This window comes from Xenorhabdus sp. XBWT, from assembly GCF_059072735.1.
In genome coordinates, this window is the sequence record NZ_CM180990.1 from 643,693 (window position 1) to 658,120 (window position 14,428).

The 14,428-nt window shown below is 42.6% G+C and carries 16 protein-coding genes and 1 pseudogene; 10 read left to right on the top strand and 7 right to left on the bottom strand.

All coding sequences use genetic code 11. From position 1 onward, the window contains the following. Positions 1-55 precede the first annotated feature (55 nt). From AC5JQI_RS02810 to AC5JQI_RS02830, 5 genes and pseudogenes are all read left to right on the top strand, one after another. Positions 56-733 (top strand): prepilin peptidase-dependent protein, encoded by a 678-nt coding sequence (locus tag AC5JQI_RS02810; protein WP_493913660.1) that lies wholly within the window; start codon positions 56-58, stop codon positions 731-733. After that, entirely contained in the window at positions 730-1,341 is a 612-nt protein-coding gene (locus tag AC5JQI_RS02815) for a prepilin peptidase-dependent protein (RefSeq protein ID WP_493913661.1), read from the top strand. Before AC5JQI_RS02810 ends, AC5JQI_RS02815 begins: the two co-directional genes overlap by 4 nt. Before the next feature lie 5 nt (positions 1,342-1,346). Then, positions 1,347-1,832 carry a YgdB family protein gene (locus tag AC5JQI_RS02820; protein WP_237386462.1) on the top strand — a complete coding sequence of 162 codons (486 nt, stop codon included), beginning with the start codon at positions 1,347-1,349 and terminating at the stop codon, positions 1,830-1,832. Then, entirely contained in the window at positions 1,829-2,245 is a 417-nt protein-coding gene (locus tag AC5JQI_RS02825) for a prepilin-type N-terminal cleavage/methylation domain-containing protein (RefSeq protein ID WP_493913662.1), read from the top strand. The genes AC5JQI_RS02820 and AC5JQI_RS02825 overlap by 4 nt, the downstream gene beginning before the upstream one ends. Positions 2,246-2,370: 125 nt before the next feature. Next, positions 2,371-3,060, top strand: a pseudogene (locus tag AC5JQI_RS02830) (tyrosine-type recombinase/integrase); the annotation flags it as partial. Positions 3,061-3,337: 277 nt separating this feature from the next. Here AC5JQI_RS02830 and AC5JQI_RS02835 read toward each other — a convergent pair. The 7 genes from AC5JQI_RS02835 to tssF all read right to left on the bottom strand — a co-directional run bounded on the left by AC5JQI_RS02835 (position 3,338) and on the right by tssF (position 10,852). Next, positions 3,338-4,042: a DUF2931 family protein gene (locus tag AC5JQI_RS02835; protein ID WP_493913663.1), complete on the bottom strand. Its 705-nt coding sequence runs from the start codon at positions 4,040-4,042 to the stop codon at positions 3,338-3,340. Then, entirely contained in the window at positions 4,039-4,209 is a 171-nt protein-coding gene (locus AC5JQI_RS02840) for a hypothetical protein (RefSeq protein ID WP_493913664.1), read from the bottom strand. The genes AC5JQI_RS02835 and AC5JQI_RS02840 overlap by 4 nt, the downstream gene beginning before the upstream one ends. A 196-nt stretch (positions 4,210-4,405) precedes the next feature. After that, complete coding sequence (locus tag AC5JQI_RS02845) at positions 4,406-4,831, bottom strand: hypothetical protein (RefSeq protein ID WP_493913665.1); 426 nt, start codon at positions 4,829-4,831, stop codon at positions 4,406-4,408. Between the two features lies 1 nt (position 4,832). Beyond that, positions 4,833-6,188 carry a glycoside hydrolase family 19 protein gene (locus tag AC5JQI_RS02850; protein WP_493913666.1) on the bottom strand — a complete coding sequence of 452 codons (1,356 nt, stop codon included), beginning with the start codon at positions 6,186-6,188 and terminating at the stop codon, positions 4,833-4,835. A gap of 36 nt (positions 6,189-6,224) precedes the next feature. Continuing rightward, positions 6,225-7,007 (bottom strand): DUF4123 domain-containing protein, encoded by a 783-nt coding sequence (locus AC5JQI_RS02855; protein WP_493913667.1) that lies wholly within the window; start codon positions 7,005-7,007, stop codon positions 6,225-6,227. Next, complete coding sequence (tssI, locus tag AC5JQI_RS02860) at positions 7,004-9,067, bottom strand: type VI secretion system tip protein TssI/VgrG (RefSeq protein ID WP_493913668.1); 2,064 nt, start codon at positions 9,065-9,067, stop codon at positions 7,004-7,006. Before tssI ends, AC5JQI_RS02855 begins: the two co-directional genes overlap by 4 nt. A gap of 33 nt (positions 9,068-9,100) precedes the next feature. Then, positions 9,101-10,852: a type VI secretion system baseplate subunit TssF gene (gene tssF, locus AC5JQI_RS02865; protein WP_493913669.1), complete on the bottom strand. Its 1,752-nt coding sequence runs from the start codon at positions 10,850-10,852 to the stop codon at positions 9,101-9,103. Between the two features lie 560 nt (positions 10,853-11,412). Between tssF and AC5JQI_RS02870 the strand changes: the two genes are divergently transcribed. The 5 genes from AC5JQI_RS02870 to AC5JQI_RS02890 all read left to right on the top strand — a co-directional run bounded on the left by AC5JQI_RS02870 (position 11,413) and on the right by AC5JQI_RS02890 (position 14,247). Beyond that, a complete protein-coding gene (locus AC5JQI_RS02870; protein ID WP_493913670.1) occupies positions 11,413-11,640 on the top strand; it encodes a hypothetical protein in 228 nt (75 codons plus the stop codon). A gap of 207 nt (positions 11,641-11,847) precedes the next feature. Continuing rightward, a complete protein-coding gene (locus AC5JQI_RS02875; protein ID WP_493913671.1) occupies positions 11,848-12,723 on the top strand; it encodes an integrase domain-containing protein in 876 nt (291 codons plus the stop codon). A 250-nt stretch (positions 12,724-12,973) separates the two neighbouring features. After that, positions 12,974-13,240 carry a helix-turn-helix domain-containing protein gene (locus AC5JQI_RS02880; protein ID WP_493913672.1) on the top strand — a complete coding sequence of 89 codons (267 nt, stop codon included), beginning with the start codon at positions 12,974-12,976 and terminating at the stop codon, positions 13,238-13,240. A 120-nt stretch (positions 13,241-13,360) separates the two neighbouring features. After that, positions 13,361-13,642, top strand: a complete 282-nt coding sequence (locus AC5JQI_RS02885) for a hypothetical protein (RefSeq protein ID WP_493913673.1) — start codon at positions 13,361-13,363, stop codon at positions 13,640-13,642. A gap of 275 nt (positions 13,643-13,917) precedes the next feature. Next, on the top strand, positions 13,918-14,247 hold the full coding sequence (locus AC5JQI_RS02890; protein WP_493913674.1) for a hypothetical protein: 330 nt from the start codon (positions 13,918-13,920) through the stop codon (positions 14,245-14,247). The last annotated feature ends 181 nt before the right edge of the window (positions 14,248-14,428 follow it).

Genomic DNA, 14,428 nt, shown 5'->3' on the forward strand with positions numbered 1-14,428 from the left:
GCTCAATATTAAAAATTAGCTTCCTGTCATTTTTGCGTGCCGCTGCGCAAATAAAATGAAAAAGTCATTTCATCATTATTTTTTTCTGAAAACGCTTCGCATAATTCAATTAGTTGTCTTTTCATTTTTCTATGAATTGAAGATATTTGCTGCAAGAAAAAGTGAGTCTGAACCAGAAAAAAATAAAATTGATATGGAAATAATGTGTTATCACAATAAAGCGCTCAGCAATGCTGTATTTAGAAATGAAGCATCAGGATTTACATTATTGGAGTTATTGATAGCGATGTTTATCATTTCCATTAGCCTGTCTTGGGGAGTGTATCATTGGGAGAAATATCAGAACCGATTACATTTGCAATCAGCGGTGAATAACGTGCTGTCTTTTATGGAAAGGCAACAGGCTCAGGCAAACTATCTGAATCAGGATCGCACATTATGGTTAATGAACGGGCAGTCTTGGTGTTTGGTATCTTCTATCACTCAGATATCTGACTGTGATGAAGGTGATGGCGCACGAGTTTATTCTCCTTATGATGATGTGCTTTTAGTATCATCTACGACGAATCGCATTGATTTTTATGGCGTCAGGAACACTGCCATGCCAGCCAGTTTTATATTGGCAAACTCTGCCGGAGAAATTAGCGTGATAATTTCAGGGCGGGGGAGGATCAGGACATGCAGCGATACTATTAGCCAGCTTCCTCATTGTGAAGGAATAAAAAAACCATGATGCCGGCCATTTTCTGTTTTAAGCAAAAACAGACAGGGTTTTCTTTATTGGAAGTTTTGGTGGCAATGCTAATCGGTAGTGTGATTTTGGTCGCCATGACAAAAACTTATCCAGTTTTATCAGGGCAAATTCTCGACCTCTATGGAAAGTATAGGTTGCATTATTTGGTAACTAGAACTGCCTATTTGATGGAAAAGGATATCAGGCGAGCAGGTTATTGCCGGGATAGAAAACAGTGTGAAGGAGAACCACTGATAATTAAAAATAAAAATACAGAATCCGTTAATTCCTGCATTATTGTTGCTTTTGATCTTAATTTAAATGATCGATGGGAAAAACCCGAACATATTGAATCTGAGTTTTTTGGTTATCGGTTAAATAACCGTGCTCTTGAATGGAAAAGAGGTGCGGGTGATTGTCAGGAAAATGGTTGGGAAAGGTTGTTTGATCCCAGAGAAATTGGGATTGATACCTTTTATCTTGAAAAGTTACAGGTAAAAAGAGGGCTGGTTTTCATTAGCTTGTCCATTAACGCTCATTGGCTTAAATCTCCATCCATTGTGCATCGCTATCAAACGACAATCCGGCTGCGCAATATCAGGGAGTGAAGAAAATGGCAGGAACTGATAATAAAAAACAGATAGTAAATAAGCAGCAGGGAAATATCTTGTTAGTCTCGATAATTATGCTGTTGGCATTGAGTTTAATGATGTTGAAATCACTCCATTATCAACAAGAAAATGCGATGTTTATGATGATGGATGAACAAAACTATTTGAATGCCTTTTGGCGGGCTGAATCATCATTAACATGGGGAAAAGTGCAATCATGGCGGATCAATCAACAAGGCATTGATGGTTGGTTTTGTTTGCAACAGATTGAATTTAATCTGAAAAGTTGTATCAGGCGTTATTCGGACACACTCTTTCTGCTAAAAGGCATAGCTCAATTTGCAGCAGAGGAAAATCTTGAACTTTATCAATGGATGAAACAGATGAAACACTCAAGTCAAGATACACTTACTCCTATAGAACTGGTTCCTGTTGAAAGTGGTTGGTTGGATTTTTGTCCTGTTCTTCAGGCCGAATTTTGCTTATGAAAATGCGCCATCAACCCGGCCGACAAGAAGGCATGAGTTTGCCAGAAGTCATGGTGGCATCTGTTGTATTTGCCATCTCTTTGCTGGGATTAATGCGTTATCACCAAGCATTGTCAGCAAATTTTCAGCAATATTGGGGGCAGCTTAAGGCCGTGCGATATGCCCATGATCAGTTGGAACAATATGAACGTTTGGAAGGGCAGGGAGAATTAGGGGAAACAGGAGGAAAAACGGCATCAGAGCAGAAATGGAAGATGGAATTTCAACGAGAGTTTCGCTCTTTTGGCTGCTATCAGGTAACAGTTAAGTTGACAGTACATTACAATAAACTAAGTAAATTAGAGCGCTGGTTTTGTGCAAGTGGGAAGAATATAACTAACATCCATTATAGCCCACCTCTATCAATTAATTAAGGTAAAATCAAATAATTGATTTTACTTTATTCTTTTGAAGTCCATTGCCATCTTCCTAAATATCTACAATTTATTGTATAGAGTTTCCCTCGTGTGATTTTTCTATACAATATTATTGGTGATTTATGAAGCTGACAGATTTGGCAATCAAACGAGCCAAACCAAAGGAAAAAGCCTATACATTGGCGGATTGCAACGGGCTATCTTTATTGATTGATACCAATGGTTCCAAAGGCTGGCGCTATCGTTATCAATTTGCGGGTAAAACTAAAATGATCTCATTAGGTACTTATCCGGTAATCACACTCACTGAAGCCAGAACCAAACGTGACGAAGCCAGAAAGTTAGTTGCTAATGGGATCAATCCCAGTGAAGTCAGAAAAGCTGAAAAAATATCTGCCGTAAACCTGATAGAAAATACCTTCAAAAATATAGCATGTGAGTGGTATGAAAAACGAAAAGACAGATGGACAGCTTCCTACGCAATAGAAATGATGGAAACATTTGAAAAAGATGTTTTTCCCTACATAGGCAACAGACCGATTGTTGAGATTAAGCCAATGGAATTGATGGCTGTTTTATCAAAGTTGAATGATCGGGGAGCGGCAGTAAAACTCCAAAAAATTCGCCAACGCTGTGGAGAAGTGTGGCGATATGCAATAGCTACAGGGAGAGCTGAATATAACCCCGCGCCTGATTTAGTCTCTGCTTTTACTGCACATAAAAAAGCACATTACCCATTTTTAAATGTTGATGAGATACATGAATTCTATAAAGCTTTAAATGCGTATACAGGTAGTTTTATTGTAAAGATGGGAACTCACCATTGTTAACCAGAACAATGAAGATTAAAAAGTGAGTCAGAAAGTGAGGAGCCGTGAGGAAAGGGATTTTGTCCCTCACTTTTCTCGCCTATATACGGAAAAAGTGAGGAACACAAAAGGCATTGATTTTTAATGATAAATAAACCTCGATTCCTCACCTGTTTTTGCAGTGAGGAAAATAAAAAGTGAGGAGAAGACAAGCGCAGCGCATCAGTGATACCCTAAAAATTAGCGTCTAACTATCAAGCGAAAAACTCAAAGTAGCCGTTTACCACTCTCCGTAAGAGTACTTTTTCCCTTTGATAAAGTTTTTGATACGTTCAGAATATTCACCATAACTATCAGGATGGTTTGTTTTGTCCCGGCAAATCGTCATGTTATCACCGGAAACCGATTCACACGTGGCCACTAAGATATTATCACCATTGTTTTTATCATAGCCCCGTAACCAAGCCTTGGCAGTTCCACCGGGAGCTAATCCGATAAATATTGTATCTCGATAAAATACACGATTTTTAACTAAGTGCCCGGCAGAAGGTTCTCTCATCAATTTCCGAATACCTGGTGTAAAAATAAATTTTGTTTGATAGTTTTTTTTGTCAATCACAGAATCCCAACAAACCAATAATTCCTTAGGTAATGCTTCACCATGGTTATTAATCCCACTAGTTCTTCCTCCCAACTTTTTACTCCATGAATTCACACTGTCATAATCTGAACCAGCTCCATCATTCATAAATTTTTGCACAATATAATTATCTTCATCCAAAAATTGGACAAAACTAATGCTGCTATAAAAATATTCTGGGGTAATAATTTGAAATTTCCATTTATTATAAGGCAACGGTTCACTGTTGCGTACAATGGGTTTATAGGTTATTACCCGCTTTCCTGACGAATATGACTGACAGGCAGCTAACCCAAATATCATGCCCATGATAAGTAACAAAGCTAATGTTTTTTTGTTTCTCATTCTGAAATATCCTTGCCATTATTATCAAAAATAGTTCTACGCCAATTACTATTAGGACGATTCGCATAAGCAATTTCCGCCGGTAAAATATCCCCCTGCATTTTATTATCTTTTGTTTTTGTATTTTTCCAGTTTGCTGAAAAGTGAGTATATTTATCCCCTATCAATGTCAGTTCTTCCTGAGTAAAAGGTTCAGGTTTCTGCCCCTACCAGAGTACAGTTTATATTTTTATTTTAAATAAGGAGAAAAATAAAAGTGGGCTAATTTTCCATGATAATCAAATCCGCCAACAAAATTGGCGGATTGTAATTAATTATCTGCCCATAAAAAACAAGCTCTCTTTGGCGGTCAGTTCATATCAACTATTTCCAAATACAATCATCTAATTTTTCATCATACACATCTTCAATTTCTACAAAGTCAACTCGTCTACCTTTTTTATTTTTATATATTAAACCAGAGTAGAATGTTCCTTGTGAAAGAACCGTATAAGTTCCATTGGCTTCCCCTTTAATCATCTCATTCCATACCGTTGTATCAATAGATGGCCTAGTTTCGCTTAATATTATATCATCTTTAACAAAAACAATCGGTATAGCACTATCAGATTTCTCATACTTAACATAACCAAGATAGGCCTTATCTTTTTTTGAATATAGAGTAACATATTTTATATTTATCGGCTTTTTGCCTTTATCCGTATAACAAGTAACTGAAATAGATAATTCGGACGCAAAAACATTGGAAGACAATATGATAAATATCAAAAAAATAATTTTTTTAACCATTTTAATTTCCTCTTCTTTCTCTGTTTTCCCTTTCTACGTTTTCTCTTATTCTATCTTCTCTACCTTCCTCTCGCCTCAGTGCTGCGATTCGCCTGTTTATATAATTGGGAACATCACGTTTTCTTATTCCGTATATGTTCTTATCCAACTGGTTAGTTGGAAAAGGATTTGCAGTGAGTAATTCCAATGCTCTTTCATAGCCACTCAAAGCCTTATCTCTGTTTTTGACAGGTCCCCTTTGTGCTGTATCAGGATCATGCCAGAGTCCCCATGCAAAAGAATTAATTTTGTTATCATAGATAGAACTGCTAGTAAATTCGAATATTTCATCTTCTAACAATTGATTAAGATGGTCAGCTTTCAATACCCTGATTGCTGTTCTTAGTTTATTTAACCTATCAGTATAACCTGTGAATCCCCCATTGATAATAGCAGTCACTTTGTTAAAATCGTCACGCCTAGCAGAGTTAAAAGCTCTGGCATGTATTTTATAAAACCAAAATGCTGATTTCACACTATGTGGTGAAGACAATAACTTATTCCGATCTTCAGCAGAGGAAGTTACGTCTTCATTAATGTAATTGCCGTACTCTACATAGTTAGTTCTGAATGTTAGTTGTATGAATCCTCGACCATACCAAGGGTTATATGCTTTTCTTTCTCCTCCATCTTCTTTCAAGGTTCGTAACCCTCCACTTTCATGGCATACCTGTGCAAAAAAATGAGCCTTACCTCTGCATGTAGTAATACCAAAATCCTTAAATCCATCATTAAATGCATTTAAATTGGCTTCAAGTACTGATTGTTGTGCTAGGGGTGCTATCTCTTGTAGTTCAGCTAAAGTAATGTCTCTATCACATGCACATCCTTGAATCACCTTTATTTCCAGCACATGCCGTCGCTTGAGTTGGTGGGTTGACAATCCCTGTAAGGTTGAGCCATTGAAATGTTCTGAATTTTGTAATTCCACTTCTTGCCACCCATTAATTGTAGGATATCCATCACTAAGCATACCCAATGTAATGTATTGGTATTCATGACCGTCTAATATAGCCGTTGACTTAACATGGGAATTGGCTTCGCCAGTTTGCTGACGAGGTGGCCGTTTGACAATTTCATTCGCCAGTGGTTGTGCTGGTATGGATAGAATAACTGGCATAGGTGGAAGATCTTCTTCGCGCAATAAACCTTTTCCATCCGTCGTCCCTGTTCGCTCAAGATTTGGATTCAGTCGGCTTTTCAATTTATAAGGCATTCCAACCAGTGGCTTGCCTTCTTCATCCACAAGCTGAAATTCAATCCAGTGTTTCAGTATCTTTTGGCAATCAATGCAATCCGACTGTTCTAACTGACTCATTTTTCTTCCTTAATGATAGAGAATTACGGGTTGGCCTTAAATTTCGTTGCTAAGCATAACCCGTTGGTTATTGGTCAAAAAGTGTTCAATGGTTAGTTTGTTCAGGTTTTGTTTTTCATCTCTCGCCTGCTTAAGCCACGCCACAAGACTGTTTTGCAATTGTCCTTCCGGTTCATCCAGTTTCAGCGCCAATTCGGGGTTTTCCTCCCAAAGCTGACAACTTAAGGAGTAGGCCAGATTCTTGAGGGCTGTATCGGTTGAGTAACGGGCTTTAATCAGATGGTCACCCAGCACAAATAAATTCTCTGTGAATACCTGAGGGCAATTTTCCGGTCGGTAATAGCAAACCGGTTCGGGCGTATCGATCATCAATTCATTGACCGGGGTTAAGAGTTCACTCCAGTCACCGGGCTGTAGCGCTGGCAGCAGGGGCGCGAAAATACGGTTATCCATCAACCGCAGCACCACCACCTGACCACGCAGCAACACCTGTTGATGTGACCGCCAGTGTGCTAACTGAAATGACCACGGTAATGTACTGCGATACCCCCATCCCCAGCTGTTATCACTGAATGCGTGCTTATCCAGCAGTAACGCCAGTTCCGGCAGGCATTTTGCTTTGGGTTGGATCAGCCACGGGCTTTGTTCCAACATGGCATTCATCGGCGTACCGCTGTAGAGCGGAAATGCCTGTTCTGTCCAGTCATTAAGGTAAAAGAGCTGAACAGGGTTCGGTTCCGCCAGACTATTGACCAGAAAATAACACTCCCCTCTGTCCTGATGTGACAGCCAGCTTTTCCAATTGCTCGATTCCATCATGCTTCTTCTGCTCCCGTGATAACCCAGTTTTCTTCTTGTTGTGCGAGGATGGCACAAGGTGGTTTAGCCGAAAATTCGGTTACAGGAAGTGCTTCTGCCATCGGAAGTTGCCCTACTTGTGCGAGCGGTTCTACCCCCTCCGGAAGTTGCAGTGAAACTCCACGCCCGCTGCCTGCGGAACCCTGCCCGACATTAATCATGGAAGATAAAATGCCCGCCGGGGTGACTTTGAGAAAACTGCCGCCCACTTTCAGCGTGATTTCTGACGCTGCTTCCAGTACCACTTTGCCACCGCTTTTCAGGTGGATTTCCTGCCCACTGTCAATCACGGTCGCATCACCGGTCTGGATATGCTGGCTGCCGGCAATCCGGTGGGACACATCGCCTTCGGTGGTGATCTTGCGGGAACCGACAACTTGATGGTGGTCATCGGCGCGTATCTCGTGATAACGGTTGTTATCGATACGCTGTTTCTGGTCATGTTTGATGTGCCAGAGTGCATCGTTTTCAATATGGGCGGTGAAATCTTTCTGACCGTGGAAATAAATTTCTTCTCTGTCTTTCGCATCCTCAAAACGCAGCTCGTTAAAACCCTTGCCCTTGTGAGTTTTGGTCTTGAAAGTCGTGCGGGTTTTCTGGGCCGGTAAATCCAGCGGCGGGCGGTTCAGGCCGTTGTAAACACAGCCGGTGACGATTGGCCGATCAATATCACCATTGAGATAGGAGATAATCACTTCCTGACCGATACGCGGGATCGCCATAAAACCGAAGCCGTTGCCGTTCCAGCCCTGTGCGACGCGAACCCAGCAGGATGCGCCATCATCGGGCGGGTCATAGCGATTCCAGTGAAAATGCACTTTAATCGCGCCGTCTTTATTGACGAAAATCTCTTCCCCTTCCGGCCCGACCACCATCGCGGTTTCATCGCCATCGGCGAGCGGTTTGTAGTGGAACGGCGGACGCCAGTCGGCAAGGCCATCGATAAAACTAAAGTGATTACTGAGTGTGGTACCTTCTCCGCCGTTATCGCCCAGTGCCTGCGGACAGCGTCCGTGATGGCTGATACCGACCACCTGCCAGCGGGCATTCAGTGGCTTATGTGGATGGCTTTTTATCTCAAAAATCTTGCCCGGCATCAGTTTGATGCAGTTACTGTTGCCGCTGCCGGTTTTTTTCTGGTTATCCAGCGCTTCATGGCGGTATTTGAGAAACGGTTTAGCGGCGTCATCTTTCTGAAAACGCCCATAACTTTCAAACACGGTATGGGGGGTTTTACTGCCAAAATCGCGAAAACCTTCACTGCTCTGCATATGGGAAAGGTGATAACGCGGGTTTTCCGGGTTGAAATCTTTATGGAAACTGCGTTGTGGACTCATTCCCACGCCCAGTCTCACCTGATAAATCGTATCTGCCCCGTGTGCGGTTTCCGGCTGGGGCTGGTAAAGCAGCGGCAATCCGGCAGTCATCCCCAGATGGCTGTCACTGAAAAACAGGGTTTCATCCTCAAACCAGAAACTGATCCCTTCTTCCGCTGCCAGACGGCTGAAAAACCCATAGTCAGATTCCCGCTTCTGGGTCACATATTCCCTGTCCTGATGCGGATCGTAGAGCTTCGAATCGGCCCGGACTTTATGCTTTTTCAACAGGCTATTCAGGATGGCAGGGACATTTTGCTGATGGAAAATCCGGCTGTCCTGATTGAGGGTCAGACGCCAGAGCACAGGCCGAACCGTCACGGTATACAGGGTTTTATTACCATCGGTACCCGCCCAGTCAGCATGGGAAACGATGCCGGTGATTTTGCGTTGCAGTGTTGCACCGTTAAACACCTGTAACACCGTTTCCTGCATCAATAGTGTGGTTAAATCGATCTCCGGCTTCGGCCGGAAGGGATTATCGGGCAGGGACTGAACCAGTGTCAGATTGAGGGTAAACAGTTCAGATAACCCTTCCTGAAGGGAAAACTCACCCACAGCAAAGGTGGATTCAGGCAGCCCCGCTATCTGAAATGTAAAGCGTAATCCGCTTTTGGCCGCCGTCAGCCCGTTCATGATATTCATCCTATTTTGCTCCTTGTCATGATGGTTTAACAATTACATCTCCATACGTACCCCGTAGACTTCTTTGAATTCCCACAGATTTTTTTGGTACGGGGTAGATACACCCAGTTTGACGAAGGTGGACTGGCTGACAAAGCAGGCCATCGCTTCATGGATTAAGCGGCAGAAGCGGTACATTTCCCCCGGATTGGCGTAACAATCAGGGTTCAGGGTCAGTGACAACAAATGTCCCCGAATGGGATTGCCCAGCTTCATCCGGTCAATCAGGCTTTCCTCCACCTGCATAATGCCGTCGATATGCCGCTGAATATGGCGGCTCAGGGGACGGTTAAATTCGGCATAATAGTTAAACAAACGGAGGAAGTGCTGCATTCCTTCCGTGGTAAACAACAAAACCGGCGGGCTGGCGAGGCAGGAAAGCAGCGGCCAGCCGGAGTTATCCTGCAACATCGGCGGGGAATCGGGGGTCACTGGCGTAATATTGTGCACGCTGAGATGAGAAGGCGAACCTTCCTGCATCACCGTGATGCTACCTTGCACTAGTGCCATTGCGGGTTCATGGTAGCCGGTGAAATCGCAGGCGACCGCGAGTTCAGGCAGGTTGCGAGCCGGTTTGCCGGTCAGGTCAAAAAAATGCAACCGGTGCTGAATGCGATCCAGTAAATCACGCTCGGTGCGAAGCTGGTAGTAGAAATAATCCGGCTCTTCCCCAGCCAACAATTCCGCTGCGGGCGTAAACTGCGCTATCGGCAGATAGCGGTAAGGCGTGCCCCGTTGGGCGTCATCATCGGGTTGTTGAACCACCTGAATGTCATGCAACCGGAACAATTTTACGGAATCCCCCAGCGGCAAGGGATAACAGTGATTTTCGGCACTCAGCAGGACAGGCGGGCTGAGCCGTTTTTCCAGATGAATGGCCGGCACACAGCCCAGCATAAAAGCATCTTCGACATCATCCAGCGGCAGTTCGCCTTCAAAACGAAAAATCAGTTCAAAAGTCCCGTCTGCATTGAGCGAAATTTCCTTGCAATCACGGCTGATATCCAGCGTGACAAAATTATACAGGTGCGGCAGTGCATAATATTCAATCAGCGCTTGCAGGCCGGTATAAGTGCCCTTTTTCATTGGCAGGATGGGCTTATCCAGCAGGTCATGCCAGCCATAAGGAAAACAGTTCAGTTTACGTTGCTCGCCCTGTGCGCTGACACTCATCTCACAGATATGCTGGTCAAGCCACAGGCTGAGCTGTGCTGCTTGTTCAGTATCCGTGCCAAGGAAAAAAGAGAGCGATCCGCAGTTCCAGACCGAAGAAGTACTTCCCGTCTGGCACAGGGTCAGGATAATTTCACTGTGCGTGCCGGTTTTTTTCACCGTGCGATCCCGCACCACTAAAGGCTCAATATGCAGCGGGCGGCAGGTTTTGAACGTGAGTAATTGCTCCTCCGCCTGCGCAGAAACAGCGGTGTTTCTGGGAATATCCGCCGTGCCCTGATGTTCGCCATCAGTGGGAAAAAATTGCATGACTGTGGCCGGCGGAACAGGGCACAGCACTAACGGCCAGATACGGGATAAAATACCGTGGGTAATTTCGGGGAAATCATCTTCCAGCTTATCCCGTAAGCGGGAAATCAGCAGAGAAAATGCTTCGAAAAGGCGTTGAATATCGGGATCATGAGCCGTTGCCAGAAAGTCCGTTAAATGGGGTGATTCTTTTGCCACGCGCTGAGCCAGCTCCCGCAGATAAGCACGCTCTTGTAGATACAGCGATTCCTTGTTGTTTATCATTCTTTTTACTTTTTTATGTTAGATTTTTTTATCTGCCAGGTTAACTTATTGTACACATACATCAATAAAATTAATTAACTAATTAGATGGAATTTTCACCTGATTTTGGCGGAATATGGAGAAATTAGCAGAGTATGAGCGAGAATTCAGGCAAAAATAAGGATGGTAGGCTCGGTCAACGGTTTGACTCCTCTATGCCTAACCGTTAATATCTTTTTCTACAACAATGATCCATCGCCTGTCAGGATCGCCTTAGGGTGGCGAAATAAAACTTCCGTAGCCTGAAAGGGAGAGCAAGTATTGCGGTACGTCTGCGCACCTTTGGAAGCAGATATTGTCAGACATAAACCCCTTGTCTAACGATGAAGGTTTTTTAAACTAAAAATACTCCAGAAGGGTGTTTTTATGCTGTCAACTAAGCGCATTGAACATTGAATCATGCACTTCATGTCAGACCACAAAATTATTCTTACACACTACATTCATACTTCTACGATCTCTGTTTGAAATATTCAGCAGATAACTTTTCTGCATCCAAATAATTAACCCATGACTGCTGTTTGACACTTCACTTTGCGGCGTTTGCTGTGCCTGTTGGCATTTCAATGTTCGCACGACTTTTGCTGACTGTTTGCGGAGTTAAGGCGTCACTTTTTGCCGGTTTACCGCTGAAAGTGACGCCGCAGCAAAAGGACATCCTGACAATAACAGGCTCACGCCTGCTTAACCACACAGTGCATCTGACACTGCATTCTATAGATTGGAAAATCATCAAAAGGAGAACCTGACGATATCGAGGCTGGCTTTTAGCCGGTGGGGATGACCTGTTCATACAGGCGGCAGTACCGTGTACTCAACCGATACCCCGCAATACCTCAACAAGCGTTCACTCTGGCGCACAGATATCCGTCAGGGGCAAAGCAGGTATTTCCTGCTTTGTCCGTACTGTCGCGCGCCAGAGATCGCATGTTGAAAGGTTAAGTAAGGAGAAGCCGATGAGTCGATTGATTAAGGAATTAAAGTTTTTTGCTCGTCAAGGTGGTGGCAGCCATAAAACCTGCCATGACCGCATTCGGATTGCGGGTCGTTTAGGCGCGTTGTTATTGAGTCTGAATATTCAGGTTAAAAGCCTCAGCCATTTAAAAACCAAGCACGTAGAGCACTACGTTGATGTCCGTTTATCGCAGGGTGTTGCCAAGCGAACTATGCAAAATGAAATGTCCGCGCTGCGCAATATTTTCCGCATGGCAGGTAGGGAGAAACTGGAAACTTCTTCACGTTTGAGTAATCAGGCATTGGGATTAAGTGGAGCCAGTCGTGAGGGAACAAAGCAGGCGATCCCTGATGCCACGTTTCAGGTTGTTTATCAGAAAGCCCTTGAACGGGACGCCGGATTTGCAGCCACACTGAAACTTGCCCGTTTGATGGGGCTGCGTTCTCAGGAAGCGGTGCAATGTAGTGCTTCATTGAAAAGCTGGCGAAAACAATTAGAACAACCAGAACCAAAATTGCATGTTGTTTTCGGTACAAAAGGCGGCCGACCAAGGCAAACCCGTGTATTGGATGTTGTGGCGGTGAAAGAAGCTATAGAACAGGCTATTGCTGTGGCTGAGCAGAGAGGAGGCAGATTGATTGATAAGCCGGATCTCAGACAGGCCATGAACTACTGGCGTACACATACTACAAAGATTGGGTTAAAGGGCTACCACTCTCCTCATAGTTTGCGGTATGCATGGGCGCAGGATGCGCTGGCGCTTTATCAACAAAATGGCTTTAGTCATCAAGAGTCAAGGGCATTGGTTTCAATGGATTTGGGGCACGGTGACGGACGTGGGCGTTATGTTGAGCGGGTTTATAGTCGTTCAACTTAGCAGTTCAGTTATTGAGTTAGATAAAACAATCAGTTAAAGTGACTCCGCCATTGGCACAATCCAATGGTCAAGGCGTCGCGGCCTTGCGTTCACGGGCACTGGTAAATAATCTTTTTGCCAGTGTGCCTGCTATCGTCCTTCAATGGCGGTTCAGGCGGGGAAGGCTTTGCCTTGCCGGAAGTGAACGCCGGTCCGCGAACCCTGTCTGAATCGCCACCATCAATATTAATTAATGGAAGGGGTAGCAGGAATGATTGATATTAAAAAAGACTGGCATCAAGCTGATATTATTGCTGCATTACGTAAGCGCGGTACAACCTTAGCGGCAGTATCTCGTGAAGCGGGGCTTAGTTCATCTACACTAGCAAATACTCTCAGTAGGCCATGGCCTAAAGGTGAGTGGATAATTGCGAATTATCTCGGAATACATCCTTCAGAAATCTGGCCTAGTCGGTATTTTGATTCATATGATGGTCAGCCTATTGAGCGTAAGGCTCGCAAAAATCTTACTGAATAGTTTAGTTTTAATGAAATAAGCCATGAGGATAAATAATATTTATAGTTGTTAATTTTATACTCATGGCAATATATTTTTACTGAGTTATTTTCCTATAAATAAATTATAACGGAGTATATTTTGAAACGTTGCTGTCATTGTCAAAGATCACTGGAATTTTCAAAAATAAAGCGAGATATAACAAATTACGCTAGAAATATGAATCAATGGTGGAAAAAATTACAACATTATTCTATTGCTGAATGGTCATTGCTAGTTGGTATAGGATGTTGGGGAATACCCAATCAAACAGCTCAAATGATTGCTTTCTTACTTAGTTTGATGTTCTTCTTTGATAAACTTGTTTCCATAAATCATAAAGCTAGTTTTACGAAAATGGAAAAACGTATAATAAAAAAATAACAATTTCAAATCTATCGTATCATGAAAGAACAGTTTTATTTGGAAAGTTAGATAATATAAGGCGATTTAGAAGCATTTGGAATTCTTGGTATATATTTAAGAAAAACTGGAAGTTTATGGCGGGGTATACTTTTCTTTTTGCTTCATTTCTTTTTCAACTTCGGGCTAGTTATTTTGGTTAACATATTATTTATATCTTGGATTTGATTAATAAGTACAATTAATTTTATTTCACTGGATTATTATATTTACTCTGGAGTATATGAGGTTATAAAATGAATAACTATTTTTATCTAAATCTTGAGTTTTTATCTAAAGAATTAGATGATATCTATGTTAAAGAGCACTTACACGAAAATAATTATTACTTTAAAAGTAAAGAAATTAAAACTAAAATTGTACATTTGATTGTGGATGCTAAAGATTCTGGAGAAATTGAATTTATCGATAAAGCATTGCTATTTATTTTTGAAAATACTGGTTGCCACGAGGATCTTGAGATTTTAAATGAGATAAATAAACCATTGTTTGAGGCAAAAGTCCTTAATGGTGAATCTTTCGATAAATATTTGGCTGAGTATTCACCGTTATCTCGGTGGCTGTAATTTGGTCATAATGAAATTTGGTTGAGCTACTATTTTAATAAAATAACAGATAGACCGCCTTGAAACTATTATTTCATTTTTGACAACTTTGATTTTATTGATGATATTTTTGCAATGAAAACCCTACTCTCCACAGTGCCAACCAGATAGAAATCAGGCAAACAGAGACAAAATAATGCGG